At 61.4% G+C, this 15,181-nt stretch carries 12 protein-coding genes; 6 read left to right on the top strand and 6 right to left on the bottom strand.

Going from position 1 to position 15,181, the window contains the following annotated elements; genetic code table 11:
- Nucleotides 1-325 precede the first annotated feature (325 nt).
- The gene (locus DL1_RS19595) at nucleotides 326-1,264 is read left to right on the top strand and encodes a site-specific integrase (RefSeq protein WP_051693708.1); all 939 of its coding nucleotides are present in this window, start codon (nucleotides 326-328) and stop codon (nucleotides 1,262-1,264) included.
- A gap of 39 nt (nucleotides 1,265-1,303) precedes the next feature.
- Here DL1_RS19595 and DL1_RS19590 read toward each other — a convergent pair whose 3' ends face one another.
- From DL1_RS19590 to repA, 3 genes are all read right to left on the bottom strand, one after another.
- Entirely contained in the window at nucleotides 1,304-2,485 is a 1,182-nt protein-coding gene (locus tag DL1_RS19590) for a helix-turn-helix domain-containing protein (RefSeq protein WP_038069742.1), read from the bottom strand.
- A gap of 239 nt (nucleotides 2,486-2,724) precedes the next feature.
- Nucleotides 2,725-3,678, bottom strand: coding sequence for a plasmid partitioning protein RepB (gene repB / locus DL1_RS19585; protein WP_038069740.1), 954 nt, complete (start codon nucleotides 3,676-3,678; stop codon nucleotides 2,725-2,727).
- Nucleotides 3,668-4,873, bottom strand: a complete 1,206-nt coding sequence (gene repA / locus DL1_RS19580; protein ID WP_081856418.1) for a plasmid partitioning protein RepA — start codon at nucleotides 4,871-4,873, stop codon at nucleotides 3,668-3,670. The genes repB and repA overlap by 11 nt, the downstream gene beginning before the upstream one ends.
- A gap of 591 nt (nucleotides 4,874-5,464) precedes the next feature.
- Between repA and DL1_RS19575 the strand changes: the two genes are divergently transcribed.
- The 3 genes from DL1_RS19575 (at nucleotide 5,465) to DL1_RS19565 (ending at nucleotide 8,291) form a co-directional block, all read left to right on the top strand.
- On the top strand, nucleotides 5,465-5,716 hold the full coding sequence (locus DL1_RS19575; protein WP_038069738.1) for a helix-turn-helix domain-containing protein: 252 nt from the start codon (nucleotides 5,465-5,467) through the stop codon (nucleotides 5,714-5,716).
- Nucleotides 5,716-7,044 carry a type II toxin-antitoxin system HipA family toxin gene (locus DL1_RS19570; RefSeq protein ID WP_038069736.1) on the top strand — a complete coding sequence of 443 codons (1,329 nt, stop codon included), beginning with the start codon at nucleotides 5,716-5,718 and terminating at the stop codon, nucleotides 7,042-7,044. The genes DL1_RS19575 and DL1_RS19570 overlap by 1 nt, the downstream gene beginning before the upstream one ends.
- 101 nt (nucleotides 7,045-7,145) lie before the next feature.
- The gene (locus tag DL1_RS19565) at nucleotides 7,146-8,291 is read left to right on the top strand and encodes an HPP family protein (protein WP_038069733.1); all 1,146 of its coding nucleotides are present in this window, start codon (nucleotides 7,146-7,148) and stop codon (nucleotides 8,289-8,291) included.
- 53 nt (nucleotides 8,292-8,344) lie between these two features.
- On the opposite strand, the gene DL1_RS19560 is transcribed toward DL1_RS19565, so the two are convergent.
- From DL1_RS19560 to DL1_RS19550, 3 genes are read right to left on the bottom strand one after another with little or no spacing between them, the layout of a single operon-like run.
- Nucleotides 8,345-9,700 carry a cytochrome c gene (locus tag DL1_RS19560; RefSeq protein ID WP_038069730.1) on the bottom strand — a complete coding sequence of 452 codons (1,356 nt, stop codon included), beginning with the start codon at nucleotides 9,698-9,700 and terminating at the stop codon, nucleotides 8,345-8,347.
- Between the two features lie 13 nt (nucleotides 9,701-9,713).
- On the bottom strand, nucleotides 9,714-11,483 hold the full coding sequence (locus DL1_RS19555; protein WP_038069727.1) for a GMC family oxidoreductase: 1,770 nt from the start codon (nucleotides 11,481-11,483) through the stop codon (nucleotides 9,714-9,716).
- A gap of 3 nt (nucleotides 11,484-11,486) precedes the next feature.
- Nucleotides 11,487-12,188 carry a gluconate 2-dehydrogenase subunit 3 family protein gene (locus DL1_RS19550; protein ID WP_038069725.1) on the bottom strand — a complete coding sequence of 234 codons (702 nt, stop codon included), beginning with the start codon at nucleotides 12,186-12,188 and terminating at the stop codon, nucleotides 11,487-11,489.
- Nucleotides 12,189-12,529: 341 nt separating this feature from the next.
- Between DL1_RS19550 and DL1_RS19545 the strand changes: the two genes are divergently transcribed.
- Nucleotides 12,530-13,003, top strand: coding sequence for a (2Fe-2S)-binding protein (locus DL1_RS19545; protein WP_038069722.1), 474 nt, complete (start codon nucleotides 12,530-12,532; stop codon nucleotides 13,001-13,003).
- Nucleotides 13,000-15,181 (top strand): xanthine dehydrogenase family protein molybdopterin-binding subunit (locus tag DL1_RS19540; protein ID WP_038069719.1); only part of this gene is annotated, 2,182 nt, incomplete at its 3' end. The genes DL1_RS19545 and DL1_RS19540, both read left to right, overlap by 4 nt.

Genomic DNA, 15,181 nt, shown 5'->3' with positions numbered 1-15,181 from the left:
TGGGGGCAGAGGGAATTAACCTGACAATACCCAATATACATGTGGCTCAACGCCGAGCCCCGACAAAACCCCAACATCGCCAAGGGCTTTCAGCATGCGCGGAGGCCAAGTAAGAGAGCGTCCGGGCTGGCATATCTGGGCCACGGATGGGATGGTGCCGCGTCGATGTCATCCTTGAAGCATAGCTCACGCGGCGCTTTTGTTCAAAAAATCGGAAACAAAGCGCCTTACGCCACTTGACTTCTTTATGTCCAATAAATTTGCGTTTGCGGAGATTTTTTCCTACGCTCGGTGTGAAACCATCGATATCTGAGGGACCGCAGACATGCCCGACCGTCGAGCCCCGGCAGACCCCGCGCAAGGAGAGGCCTTTTCCAAGAACACGCGCGCGGCCTATGCCACGGATTGGGCGCATTTCACGCGCTGGTGCCGGTTGAACGGGATCGATCCCTTGGCACCCTCGCCTGAGATCATGGCTCGTTACCTCACGGGGCTGGCATCGCCGGAGGGCTCCCGTAGTGTGTCGGCCAGTACCATTGAACGGCGCCTCTCGGGGCTTGTTTGGAACTATGCGCAGCGCGATCTTTCATTTGATCGCAAGAACCACGAACTGGTGGAGGTGCTTGCACAGATCAAGCGCAACCATGCGCGCCCGCCCGTTCGGAAAGAAGCACTTCGGACCGCGGACATCCTTGCGATGATTTCCACCCTGCCCTTCGATTTGCGTGGGCTGCGCGATCGGGCGATCTTGCTCCTTGGCTATGCGGGCGGATTGCGGCGCTCTGAGATCGTGGGCGTGGATATGCACCAGAGCGATACTCCGGATGGGCGTGGCTGGGTCGAGATCTCGGAGCCCGGCGCGCGGGTCGTGCTTAGCGCCAAAACAGGGCTGCGCGAGTTTGAGATTGGGCGCGGAAGGTACGATGCCAGCTGCCCCGTTCACGCGCTGGAGCACTGGCTGAAGTTTTCAAAGATCCGGTTTGGACCGATTTTCACGGCGACCACACGCAATGGAAAGACGGCGCTCAAGACGCGGTTGAATGACAAGCATGTGGCACGGTTGATAAAACGCACGGCGCGGGACGCAAAAATCCGTTCTGAGCTGAGCGATGCCGAACGCGCGGTTTTGTTCTCTGGCGATTCCCTGCGCGAAGGTCTGGCCGCGACACTGGCGCTGGATGGTCCTTGGCGCGTAGATGTTTCCGGCGAAGATCCGACACGTACTCGTTTTCAAACAAACCTGACAAAGGCCGCCGGGTTGTAGAGCTTGAAGCGGATGCTCTGAGCCGGACCACGACATGTCTTAACACGATGCAGGCAGAAGTTGGCCATGGCCAACTTCACGTTGGGATCGGGTCTGAATGGCTTTGAGAAAATAGCGGTCAGGGTCTCGCACAGCGTCCGCCTTCAGCGCGAGCTGTTCCTGAACAAAGAGCGTTCCCCAATATCCCAATGTCGAGATTGCTTTGGAAATCGTGCTTTGAGCTATTCTCAGCATTTGACCGAATTCAAAGGTGATCCGGGTGAGTTCTTGCTGATTGGTTGGAGCTTTCGGATAGAATGCACTGAGGGTCTTCAGATCCTCCCAGCGATCCGTTTGCGGGTTTTGAGTTGTTTTTTTTGTATATGAATTTGGAGGTTCTTTGTGCCGGACATTTTGTCCGTCTGTGCCGGACTGTTTGCACGGTTCAGAGAGCTGCGGGGCGGCGTTCGGATGGGCGATGACATCGGCGTTGGCCTTGGTCTCGACAGCCGTTTCCAGCGCGTCGTTCTCATCGGGCGCGCCGGTCAAAAGGGATTTCAGTTGCTGCAGGATCGCGCGGGCTTGCGTGAGGGTTGTGCCTGCGCGCCGCAAGACATTGCGGGTCGCTTCGACAAACGCCGTTGCTTCGTCGCTGAGTGCCCGGTTGAGGCATTCCGCACGCAGACGCTGGATGCAGGATTTGAGCCCGCGCAGCTCGTCAGCCTCGCAGCGCCGCCTTTGCGCAAGCGCCATCAACTCGTCGGCGCGCAAGAGCAGGGGGGTGAGATCGATGCCGAAAGCGGCCACGACCTTTCCACCGCGATAGATCGGAAAACGCTTCCCGTTCGCACTGTCGCGACGCTGGATCAGACCGACCTCTTCGAGCCGCGCAAGGTGGCGCCTCAACTGGCGATCGGTGATGCCCTTTGCACGGAAACACAGAGTGTCATTCGCGGCGAAGACAGTCAGCAGGGTGAGGGGGGTGATCGGGGCGTCTTTCCCCGAGGCGCTGTCTTTGCACGGCAGGCAGCTCAGCAGAGCGTCGATCACCACCACGCTGGCGGGCCGCAGCCCAAGATCGCGTGCCACCGTGTTGACCGCGGCCATGAGGTCACGGCGCGCGACGCCCCGGAAATAGGGCTGATGCGCGATACTTCCCATACCCTGAAAGGCTGGGGGGAGAGTTTGGACACAGTCTTCCTGCGCCCCGGCCGAGAGGGCCGTGACTTGTTGCTGTTTCATCAAATTTCAGACGACAAAAAGGGTTCGTCACCGAAATCGGTGTTGCAGTGTTTTGATTTTGGGGGTACCAATAAAGTGCTAGTAAATCGGGACCCTCTGGAGTGCTTCACCGCCTTCGGGGGGTTTCTTTTTTGTCCTTGGTCTGCCTCCTTGCTGCTCGGTTGCCTGTTTTTCCATCAGTTGGCCATGGCCAACATGAATGAAATCAATAACTTACGAAGTTTATAAGGGATGTGTTGCTACACATTCTTCTTTTTCCACTCCGCGTATAATGCGCTGAGGTTTTCCTCGACGAAGCCGATGAAACCTTCCTCTGTCTTATCCGACACCTCAATCATCAGGCGCTTGCCCTTGGTCCGGTACGACACCGGCGTCTCGCGAAGCCGTGCCAGTGGGGCAGGGGGCTTGGGCGGCGCGCTGGTGCTGGGGGCGGGTTGTGCCTCAAGGGCGTTAAGCGTCTCGATGAGCTGCGAGAGCTTCTCGGCCGGTGTGCCATCCTGCGGGACCAGCGAGAGGATCACAGCCTCTGCAGGCGCGGTCTCGGTCTTCACAAGTCGCCGCAACTCAAGCCACGGGCGTCGTCCGGCATCATGGGCCGCACCGATCGCGTAGATCACGGGGTCGGGCACATCGCGGGCCACACCGATCAGCTTGCTGAGCGTGCCTTTGTCGACGGCCAGAACCTCACCGATCTCGGCGCGGGTGAACCCTTGCTCTTCGAGCTTGGTGGCAAAGATCGCCTGTTCGATGAAGCTGCGCTCAAGACGTGCGGAGTTTTCCAGCGCCTGTGAGACCAGAGCCTCGCGCTGATCCATTTCCTTGATATAGGCTTTGACCTTGATCCCGAGCACGCGACAGGCCGCGATACGCCGCCGTCCATAGACGACCTCGTAGCGCGGGCCCGCCCCACGGCGATATCTCAGAAGGGCAGGGAGCTGCTGACCCGAGCTGCGGATCGACTCGATCAGATCGGTCAGACCATCGCCTACGTCAAAGCGGTCGGCGATCTCGGAATCCGCGATCTCGGTGACATCGATCTCTTGGGCCGATTGCGAGGAGACCTGCGACAGGACATCGGACATGCTTTTGAGCGAGCGCGGCTTGCCGTCGTCGGTCTTGGGCGCGGCCTGAGGCGCGTCGGGCTGTTTCGAGCCCATCTGAGCGAGGCTTTTGGCCAGCAGATCACGTTTCATCGACACCTCCTCTGCCCCAGGCGCTCTGGATCATCACTTCGATATCGTTCGAGAAGTTGATGACGGAGTCCAAAGCGCGGTCATAGGTCTTGCGGTTTTTCGTGCTCGCAAGATCGACCTCGAAAATGGTTTTCTGCGACAGACCGGCCTCGCTTACCGCAGAGGATTTTACAAACGGTGTCTTGATCACACTGTCGCCCAGCAACTGCCGGATCCACTCCGCCAGATCCTGCTGCGTGCTGATCGCGGTGTCGAACCGGGTCAGCAGATAGGCGAAATTGTCGTAAGAGCCGATCCCGCCATTGGAATAGAGCACTTCGAGCACGCCCGAGGCCATCGTGAGGAACTGGCTTGCCGAGGCAAGGTCGACGCGCTCGGGAATGATCGTCATCAACAGCGAGGTCGAGGCACAGACCGCCGACATCGTCAGATAGCCAAGCTGCGGCGGGCAGTCGATCAGAACGATATCGTAATCGTCCTCGACCTGACGCAGCGAGTCGCGAATTCGGTTGAAAAACACGGGCTGCTCGCCGCGGCTGAGCGCGGTTGGCGTCTCGGTCTCGAATTCCGACAGCATGATGCCGCCCGGCACGAGGTCGAGATTGGGGAAATAGGTCTTGCGCAGCACATCCGTGATCGGGGCGCGCGAGACCTCTCCGTCATTATAGCGGATGGCATCGTACAGCGTGCCGCCCTCGCGGAAATCGATCTCGGGCTGATAGCCAAAAAAGGTCGTCAGCGAGGCTTGCGGGTCGGCATCGACGAGACACACCCGGTAGCCGCGCAGCGCCAGACGCATGCCCAATGTCACCGTCGTGGTGGTCTTGCTCGAGCCGCCTTTGAAATTGACCGTCGACCAGATCTGCAGCTTGTCGCCCGCGCGGCGACCGGGAAGAAACTGGAAGGGGTCCTTGGCGTTCTGCGCGAGGATCTGGCGGATTTCGAGGATGTTCTCTGCGGTGTAGAGCCGCTTGTTTCCGGGCCCTTGCTCGACCTCGGGGATTCGTCCGTCGAAATGGGCCTTGCGCAGGTAGCTGTCGCTCACCCGCAGGAATTCTCCGACTTCCGCCGTGGTGAAGCTACGAAGGTTTTTCTCTTCCTTCGGCGCCAGAAACAGTTTCGACATGTGGTCGAGGGCTTCGGAAAGCCGCTCGGCATCAGCCTTTAGCTTGTCATGCAATACAGGATGCATCATCGTCCGCCCGTCTCGATCCGTCCTTTCCGCGTTACTGAGCTAGCCGTAAGCAGCCGGAGCCAGTAGAAACGCAGTGGACGCAATATTTATAGTTTTCACGTTACAGCTATGCCGCTTGAAGGGTGTGAACTCAAGAGAAAATATCGCCCCAGCCCTAGTGGATTTCGGCCGAGCACCCACCATATAACACGCAGTGTTGACATTTTCGCGACCGATGTTCGCCGTAAACCATTGAATAAAAAAGATTTTTTTATACACAGGTTATCCACATGCTGTGGCATCAAGGAAATCTGCGGATCTAGCAATATCCTTGTCGCATATTGGTTGTAACGCCCACACCGGTGTCGGAGCGGTGCGGCATGCGTAACCAGCGGCTTTGCGATTCTCTTGTCCGGGGTTGGTTTTGGATGGCCTGAGGGGCGATTGCGCCGCAATCCCGTTACCTGAACTGCCGGGATACGCCGTGGGAAGCAGATCGCGAGTTTATACGGTTCAGCAGATAAAATGAATTTATACGCTGTAGGGTGTAAATAGAAATTATACGCCATGGCGTATATTGCTAAATTATGCGCTTTGGCGTATATAGCAGGTATGAGTGATCTCGCCCGCACACCAAGACAGATCGGCACCCTCATCCAGCGCGCCCGCAAGACGCGCGGCTGGACGCAGACCCAGCTTGCCGAGCGGGCAGGGCTGCGACAGGCGACGATCTCGATCATCGAGAGCGGCGAGAAACCGGCCAAGCTCGACTCCCTTCTGGCGGTCCTTGCTGCGCTGGATCTCGAATTTCGGATTGGTGCGCGCTCCAAAGGGCACGAGCGCGATATTGAGGACCTGTTCTGATGGGGCGGCGTCCGGCCCATCTCCCTTTGCGCGTCTATCTCAACAGCCGCCGCGTCGGCACTTTGAGCCGCGAGGCCAGCGGCGCGATTGGCTTCTCATATCACGACGACTGGCTGGGATGGGGCTCGGCGCTGCCGGTCTCTTTGTCCTTGCCGCTGCGCGAGACGGCCTATCGGGGCGCGCCGGTGGCCGCCGTGTTCGAGAACCTGCTGCCGGATTCGGACCGGCTGCGCCGCCTCGTGGCCGAAAAAGTGGGCGCGCGGGGCTTGGATGCCTATAGCCTGCTGAGCAAGATCGGCCATGATTGTGTCGGCGCGCTCCAGTTCGTCGCCGGGGATGACGATGCACCTGACGCGGCGGGCAAGCTTGAAGGGGAGCCGGTCGATGAGGCCGCCGTCGAGACGCTCCTCAAGGGGCTCAGTCAGGCCCCGCTCGGTCTGAACCGTGACGATGCCTTTCGCATTTCGGTCGCGGGCGCGCAGGAAAAGACAGCGCTGCTGTGGCATGAGGGGCGCTGGATCAAGCCGCATGGCACGACGCCCACCACGCATCTGATCAAGACACAGATTGGCCAATTGCCGGGCGGGATTGATCTCTCCGACAGCGTCGAGAACGAGTTCTACTGCCTCAAACTTACCGCCGCCTTCGGTTTGCCCGTCAATACCGCGCAGATTGCGACCTTCGGGGAGACCAAGGCGCTCGTGATCGAGCGGTTCGACCGCCGCTGGACCAAGGACGGACGTTTGCTGCGCCTGCCGCAGGAGGATTGCTGTCAGGCGCTTTCGGTGCCGCCGACGCTCAAATATCAAAACGAGGGCGGGCCGGGCATGGTCGATGTGCTTGATCTGCTCAAGGGCAGCGACACACCGATGGAGGATCAGGAGATCTTCCTGAAAGCGCAGCTCGTGTTCTGGTTGATCGGGGCCACGGATGCACATGCCAAGAATTTCAGCGTCTTTCTTGGCCCCGGCGGCAGCTACCGCATGACCCCGCTCTATGACATTCTGACCGCGCAGCCCGCGCTTATGGCCCGCCAGATCGAGCGCAAGCAGATGAAGATGGCGATGTCTCTCGGCACGAACCGCCATTACCGCTTCGATGAGATCCACGCGCGTCATTTCGTGCAGACCGCCCTGCGCGCGGGTCTGTCGAAGGCGCGCGCGGTGGCCGTGATCGAAGAGGTCGAAGCGACCGCCCCCGAGGCGTTGGAGCGCGCCACGGACGCCCTACCAGATGGCTTTCCCGAAGCGCTCGTCGATTGCGTCGGCGCGACAGTCCGGGAACGACTTTGCAGCTTGCAGTTGCAAAATGCGACTTCGAAGGACTAGCAATGCGAGTCTAGAAGCGAATACGCGCGTTCGTGACATGTGCCCTGCGCGCCGATAACGCATTGGCGCGCGCACGGCCCTGTTTTTGAAAGGTTTTTCTTATGTCGTTGCTGCGTTCCCTTGGTCCTGCCGTTGCTCATGCTCCGCCGCGAGAGGCGCTGCGCGCGGGGCTCGGCGCACTGATCGGGCTTGGGGTGGCGGGTCTCGTCGCTCTCAACCCAGCAGTGAATTCCCATCTTGGGCTGTATCTTGTGGCGCCGTTCGGGGCGAGCTCGGTGCTGCTATTTGCGGTGCCCAACAGCCCGCTTGCGCAGCCGTGGTCTGCGGTGGTCGGCAATGTCGTGGCCGCATTCGTCGGGGTCGCGGTCTGCATGAGTGTGCCCGATCCGGTCTGGCGGGTGGCGCTGGCGGTGGGGCTTGCAATCACGGCGATGATCCTGTGCCGCGCGGTGCATCCGCCTGCGGGTGCGGTGGCGATGGTGGCGGCGATGAACCCCGATATGGTGCACGAGATGGGCTTTTGGTTTGCGCTCTCCCCGATCGCGTTGGGCACGGTGATCCTTGTGGTGATCGCGGCTCTCTATGCGAGGTTGACCGGCAGGCGCTACCCGTTCCGGCAATTCGACGCGCCCAACAGTCACGGCACGCAGGGCTCGGCACCCGCAAAGCGTCTGGGCCTGAGCGAGGCGGAACTGACCGAGATCCTCACGCGCCATCGCCAGTCTTTCAATCTGGGCACCGAGGATTTGGCGCGGCTGATCGGGGCTGCGGAGCTGCAAGCGGCGGCTCACCGCACCGGGCCGCTTGTGGCCGCCGATATCATGTCGCGCAATCTGGTGACCGCGCTTCCCGATATGAACCTGTCAGAGGTGGCCGAGCTGTTCCGGCGGCATCGGTTCACCTCGCTGCCGGTCACAGATAAGGAGGCGGGCTTTCTGGGGGTGATTTTCCAGATCCATCTGATCATGAGGGCAGGGGAGTGCGCGCGGGCAGGGCGGAGTTCCTTTGCCAGCAGCCTCCGGCGGCTTTTGCACGCGCGCGGTCAGGGGCGTTTGCGCGCGAGCGATCTGATGTCGGTTTCGATGCCACGTGCCGGCCTCGAGACGCCGCTGGCCGAGTTGCTGCCGATGATGGCCGATGGTTCGGTGGATGCGGTGCCCGTTCTCGACGGACCCCGGCTTGTCGGGATCGTCACGCGCACCGATCTGATCGCGGCGCTTGCGCGCAGTGTGGGCCGGAGCGCCTGACGGGGGAAGGAGCTATGGGTGGGGCCGACAAGGTGCCGACCCCGCGTTTGGTCTTACTGCCGAAGCTTTGCGACGGCAGCGGCGTCAACGCTGCCCGCATCATTGCCCCAGGCCGTGCGCAGGAAGCTTGCGATCTGGGCCACGTCCGCGTCGCTCAGACGATGGGCAAAGCCCGGCATCTTGAACGCTTCGGGGCGCTTTGCGGTCGACGGCATTGCCGCCCCGTTCAGGATCACGTCGATCAGGCCGGTGGTCTGATCCGCCGTTACGATGGAATTGCCGCCAAGCGAGGGGAACACGCCGGGCGCGCCCTTGCCGTCGCTGAAGTGACAGGCCGCGCAATTGTCCATGTAGAGACGCGCGCCCGCGCTCAGATCCTTGCCCGCAACCAGCATGGCGCTGGTCTTGTCGCGGGCGCTGTCCATCCGCGCCACCCGGTTGGGCAGTTGCGCAGGATCTTCGGCGGTCATCTGCGCGTTTGCGCCTGACGGGGGCTGGCCCAGCCGGATCTTGTGGAGGTAAGCCACCATCGCATCGGCATCTGCGTCGGTCATGTATTGCAGCGAATGCTCGACCGCGAGGCCCATCTCGCCCGTGACCGCGCTATGCGCGTTGCGCCCCGTTGTGAGATAGGCCTTGAGCTGATCGGCTGACCACATCTGCGCCGGTGCGCCTGCATGGCGCAGATCGGGCGCGGACCAGCCACCTACCTCGCCGCCGCTCAGGAAGCTGTCGCTCGCGGCGGTCTTGCCATCCTCGGCCATGATCGCGTTGCGCGGGCTGTGACAGGCCGCACAATGCCCCGGGCCCTGAACGAGATAGGCCCCGCGCGCCAGCTGATCGTCACCCGCGACCACGTCCGAGGGATGAAAGCCCGGCGTGTCGAGCGCGACCCAGTTCCAAAGGCGGATGCCCCAGCGCTGGTTGAACGGGAAGGCAAGCGCGGTTTGCGGCACGTCATTCTCGACCGGCTTCACATCGTTCATGAAGTAGGCGTAGAGCGCGCGAATGTCGGTCTCGCTCAGGTGGCGATAGTTCTCATAGGGCATCGCCGGATAAAGGTGATGGCCCTCATCATCCACACCGTCGACCAGAGCGGCGCGGAAGTCATCAAGGCTCCAGTTGCCGATCCCGGTCTTTTTGTCCGGCGTGATGTTGGAGGCATAGATCGCCCCCATCGGGCTCTCAATCGCTTTGCCGCCCGCGAAGGGTTTGCCGTCCTTGGCGGTGTGGCAAGCGGCGCAATCGGCCATCCGCGCGGCATAGAGCGGCGCGCCTTTCTCGGGCGTCCAGTTCGCCGCCAGGTCTTGGGTGGGTTTGGTGCGTTGCACAGGTACGAAGATGATCGCGAGCAGGGCTATGACGCCCAGCACGACGAGAGCGGCGATGATGCGCAGGAAGGTCTTCATGATGTCTCTCCTCTCACATCAAGGGCCGGGGGTTTTTGAGATAGTCGTTGCGCAAGGCATCGACCGCCCAATAGGCCAGCGCTCCCAGCGGCCCGGTCGGGTTGTACTGGGTGTTTTGCGGAAAAGCCGAGGCCCCCATGACGAAGACATTGTGGCAATCCCAGCTTTGCAGGTAGCGATTGATCACCGAGGTCTTGGGATCTGTGCCCATCACCGCGCCGCCCACGTTATGGGTGCTCTGATAGACCGTCGTGTCGTATTGCGAGCCCTCTTTCTTATAGCCAGAAGCCATCTGATCGGGATTCATGCTGGCCGCGACATCCTCGATCTTGCCCTTCATGAACTGGGTCATCTTGATGTCATTGGGCTTCCAGTTGAAGGTCATGCGCATCAACGGGCGGCCATGAGTATCTTTATAGGTTGGATCGAGATCCAGATAGCAGTCGCGATACGACATGTTGGATCCGTGCGAGCCGATGGACATCTTGTGATTGTACCACGCACCCGCCGCTTCCTTCCAACCCTTGCCCCATTTCGGGGTGCCGGGCGGCGTGGAGAGCTGCCCGATCGGACGCCCGCCCGTATGGCCGCCGGTGATGTAGGAGCCACCGATAAAGCCTTCCTTGGCAAAGTCGATCTGGCTGATGGAATAGTCGTCGATCGACATCCCCTCGGCACCGGTCCCGATGAACGGGTTGAATTTCTTGTCCTTGAAGTAAAGCGAGGTGCCGCCGGTCATCTGATAGCAATAGTTGCGCCCGACGACGCCTTCACCGGTCGCGGGATCATAGGGCTGGCCGATCTCGGACAAGAGCAGCAGATGCACATTGTGCAGCGAATAGGCGCAGACCAGCACCAGATCGGCCGGCTGGAAAACCTCTTCGCCGGTGTTGTCGTCGAAATAGGTGACGCCCTTGGCGGTCTTGCCATCGGCGGCCTTCTCGATCTTGAGCACCTCGGCCTTGGTCTTGTAGCTGAAATTCGGCATCCGCTTGAGCGCGCCCAGCACGCAGGTCTGCGGCGAGGCCTTGGAGTAGTTCAGACAGCCGAACCGCTCGCAAAAGCCGCAATAATTGCACGGGCCAAGCTGCATGTCGTATTCGTTGGTATAGGCGCGGCTCGCATTGGCCGCCGGGCGCGGGAAGGGGTGCAGACCCTTCTTGCGTGCAGCCTCTGCGAACAGCTCTGAATCGTAGGTATTGGCCAGCGGCGGGTTGGGATATTCGTTCGAGCGCGGCCCCTCGAACGGATTGCCGCCTTCTTGGATCTCGCCGTTGAGATTGCCCGCCTTGCCCGAGATGCCGAGCAGCTTTTCGAACCGGTCGTAATACGGCTCGAGCTCTTCATAGGTCACGCCCCAATCCTGGATCTGCATATCCTCTGGGATGATATCGGCGCCGAAGTTTTCCTCGACATAGGATTTCAGCCGCAGCTCTGCGGGTTGCGTGCGCCATGTCTGGCCGTTCCAGTGAATACCAGCGCCGCCCACACCGTTGCCGGGCAGGAACGAGCCCAGATGCCGGTAGGGCAGGGCGGTGTCGTTCACGCCGTGGCGGATGGTCAGGGTCGAGTTGCGCGGCTTTTGCATGAAGCCGTAGCGGATCGCGTATTTCAGCTCGTCGATGACGCCGGGATATTGGAAATCGGGGATCGTGTCGCGGTCCTCGCCGCGCTCAAGCGCCAGAACCTCAAGCCCTTCTTTCGCCATTTCCATCCCGAGGATCGCGCCGGTCCAGCCAAGACCGATGATCACAACGTCCTTTTTCGGATCTGTTCTAGCCATGGTTCACGCCCTCTCGCCTGCGATATCGACCGCGCTGAGCGGATAGGTCTCGTTGAAGCGTGAGACCCATTCCGTATAGGCCCCCCGCGCGCCCGGGAATCCCACATAGGTCCAGGCTTTCATGCCGTGATTGCCGCCATACATGGGATCGGCGAAATAGCCTTCCTTGGTGTTTTGCAAAATGAATGCGAAGAAATCGCGCAGCTCGGGCTTGAGCGGGACGTTGCCTTTCTCAAGCGCGCTGAGCGCTGCGTCTTGGGTTTGCGCGTCGAGATCGGCAAAGCCCTTGCCGTGCTGGTCCTGACACCATTGCTCGAAGACCGGGATCGCGGCGCGGTAGACCTGCGCGGGCGTCAGCGGGCTTTGATAGCCCAAGAGCGGATCGGCATCGGGCTGGAACGGGCCTTCCATGTACCAATCAGCCGCCTTGCCGAAATCGCCCTCAAGCTGGCGGTCGATGAAGACCGGCACGCGGGTTTCGAGCGCGCCGGGCCCGTCGCCGTCTGCGGGGATCAGGCGGTCGCAGGCCGCCATGATGAACGCAAATTCCTCGGGGGTGAAATAGCTGGGCTTGTACTGCTCGAGCGGGGGCAGCTCCTCTTTGGTCTGGGCCTGCGCGCTGACGGCCACTGCCGCGAGGGCCGCACCGGCTGCAGATCCTTTGAGAAAGCCGCGCCGCGACGGGCGTCCTGGCAAATCGGACACTTGAAAACTCCTGACTTTTGCGTGCCGTGAGGGGCCACTGCGTCAACCGATGAATTGCCTGACGCTTTGGTGAGCCCATCGGCACCGATCGCTCACGGGTGTGTCAGAATGACGCACTCCAATCTCCACTTATCGCGAGCGGCGCGTGAGCCCAGAAAATCGGCTTCACAGTGGCGTGATGCGAGAGGTGGCGCCGATAGGTGCGTCGGGCGCGGCGGGTCTTGCGGGTCTCAAGTTGCCGTCGGGTTCGCGCAAAGGATGACAGATTGCCGCAGCGCCCTAGCTTTCCTACAAAGGACGAGAGTTCGAATAGCCTATGCAAAGGAACCGGGAGACTCCTCATGAAATTGCAGATCAACGACCAGACGGTCGACGTTACTTCCGATCCCGATACGCCGCTCTTGTGGGTGATCCGCGATGAGCTGGGCATGACCGGCACGAAGTTTGGCTGCGGAATCGCACAATGCGGTGCCTGTTCCGTGATGTTGGGTGATCAGGTCGTGCGCTCTTGCGTGACGCCGCTGAGCAGCGTCGGAGACGCGAAGATCACCACCATCGAGGCGGTCGAAAACGACCCTGTCGGCAAGACGGTGGTCGAGAAATGGATCGCCCATCAAGTGCCGCAATGCGGTTATTGCCAGTCGGGTCAGGTGGTCGCGGCCACGGCGCTTCTGAAGGAAAACCCCAATCCCAGCGAAGCAGAGATCGAAGCGGCGATGATCAACCTGTGCCGCTGCGGGACGTATAATGCGATCAGCGACGCGATGAACGATCTCGCCGGGCGCGGCGCGAAGGCCGGGGAGGAGACGCTATGAGCGATCACGACAGCCTTCTTTCAGCGCGCAGCATTCCCAATGGCGCGCCCGAGAACATCTCGCGGCGGCGCTTTTTGCTAAGCTCGGCGGGCGCGGCCACCGGCGCTCTGGTGATCGGGCTGGGTATTCCCACCCGTCAGGCGCGCGCGGAAGGTGCGGCGGATGGCTCTAGCCAGATGGCGCCCGGCACCAACGTCCCGGCCTTCCTTGAAATCCGTCCCGACAATACCGTGCGCTTGCTCAGCCCGTTCAACGAGGGCGGGCAGGGCATTTTCACCGCGATGGCGCAGATCGTGGGCGAAGAGCTCGATGCCAATCCCGAAAGCTTCCTCGTCGAGAACGCGCCCGCCGGCAGCGATTACCTCGTGGTCTATGGCAAGATGCGGATCACCGGCGGCAGTATGTCGGTGCGCACCAGTTATGACACGATGCGCAAGCTCGGCGCGCTGGCTCGCAACATGCTGTTGCAGGCGGCGGCCAAACGGCTCGATGTCTCGATGGATGATCTGAGCACTGAGCCGGGTCATGTCGTGCATGCGGCCTCCGGCCAGAAGCTCGCCTATGGCGATCTTGCGGCGGATGCGCTGGATATGCCGGTGCCGAACCCCGACAGCGTCACCCTCAAGAACCCCAAGGATTTCCGCTGGATCCGGCAGCCGGTGAAGCGACTCGACGTGCATGCGAAATCGACCGGGCGGGCCATGTATGCGATGGACAGCCATGTCGATGGCATGCTGCATGCCGCCGTTCAGCACGCGCCGCGTCTTGGCCTCAAGCCCGGCACGATTACCAACCTCGACGATGTGAAGGGGATGAAGGGCGTGCATTCGGTGCATAAGCTCGACGGCTCCGTGGCCGTGGTTGCGGAACGCTTCTGGGTCGCCAAGCTGGGCGCGGATGCCTTGCAGGTCGAGTGGCAGGAGCCGACTGAAGAGGAGAAGAAAACCATCCGCTATATGCCGGCGGATTTCTCGAGCGAGGTTTATGCCAAGCGGCTTGCCGATGCGCAGGGCGAGGGCGACACAGCCGAGAGCGAAGGCGATCTGAAAAAGGGGTTCGACGGGGCCGACAAGACTGTCACTGCCACCTATCAAAGCCAGTATCTCCACCACGCCCAGCTAGAGCCAGCCGCCACGCTGGCGCGGTTCAACGACGACGGCTCGCTCGATATCTGGTTGCCCAACCAAGCGCCCGAGCAGTTCCAGAGCTCTATCGCGAAGGTTGCGGGGCTGAAACCCGAGCAGGTCAACGTGAACTCGCCGATGCTGGGGGGCTTCTTCGGGCGTCACTTCCTCTATCCCGGCGCCAACCCCTATCCGCAGGCCGTGGCGCTTGCCAAGGCAGTGGGCAAGCCCGTGAAGGTGATCTGGACGCGCGAGCAGGAATTCCTGCGCGACCCGCAGCGCCCGATGGCGGCGGTGCGGTTCCGTGGCGGGCTTGATGCCGATGGCATGCCAGTCGCGCTTGAGGCGATCAGCGCAACGGAGGGTCCGACGGAGGGTCTGAACGGCCATACCGAAGGCAAGCCCGATCCGATGGCGGTCGAGGGGCTGACCGGCAAGGCCTACAAGATCCCGAACCGCCGGATTGCCGAGCTTTACGTGCAAACGCCGGTGTCGGTGGCCTATTGGCGCTCGGTCGGGCATTCGATGAACGACTTCCTCTATGAGGGCTTCCTCGACGAGATGGCCGATGCGGGGGGCAAGGATCCCTATGAGCTGCGCATGAAGCTGCTTGAGGGCAATGATCGCCTGACGACCTTGCTCAAGGCGGTCGGCGATCTGTCGGGCGGCTGGAAGCGCGGACCTTTTGACGCCGAGGATGGCACCAAGCGGGCGCGCGGCGTGGCGATGGCCTCGCCCTTTGGCAGCGAGGCGGCCGCGATTGCGGAAGTCTCGATCAACGCGGCCGGAAGGGTCGTCGTGCACGACGTCTGGGAAGCGATCGATCCGGGCAGCATCGTCAATCCGGCGATCATCAAGGCTCAGGCCATGTCGGCGGCCACGCTGGGCGTGTCGCAGGTGCTGATGGAAGAGGTCAGCTATAAGAACGGCGAGCCCGTCGCGCGCAACTACGACATGTATCCGATCCTGCCGCCCGATCGTGCGCCGCGCATCCATGTGAAGATCATCGAGAGCGGTGCCAAGATGGGCGGGATCGGCGAGCCGCCGCTTCCGG

This window comes from Thioclava dalianensis (assembly GCF_000715505.1).
In the GTDB taxonomy this organism is placed as follows: Bacteria; Pseudomonadota; Alphaproteobacteria; order Rhodobacterales; family Rhodobacteraceae; genus Thioclava; species Thioclava dalianensis.
The sequence above is the reverse complement of the archived record's forward strand: the minus strand, read 5'-3'. Positions and strand labels throughout refer to the sequence as shown.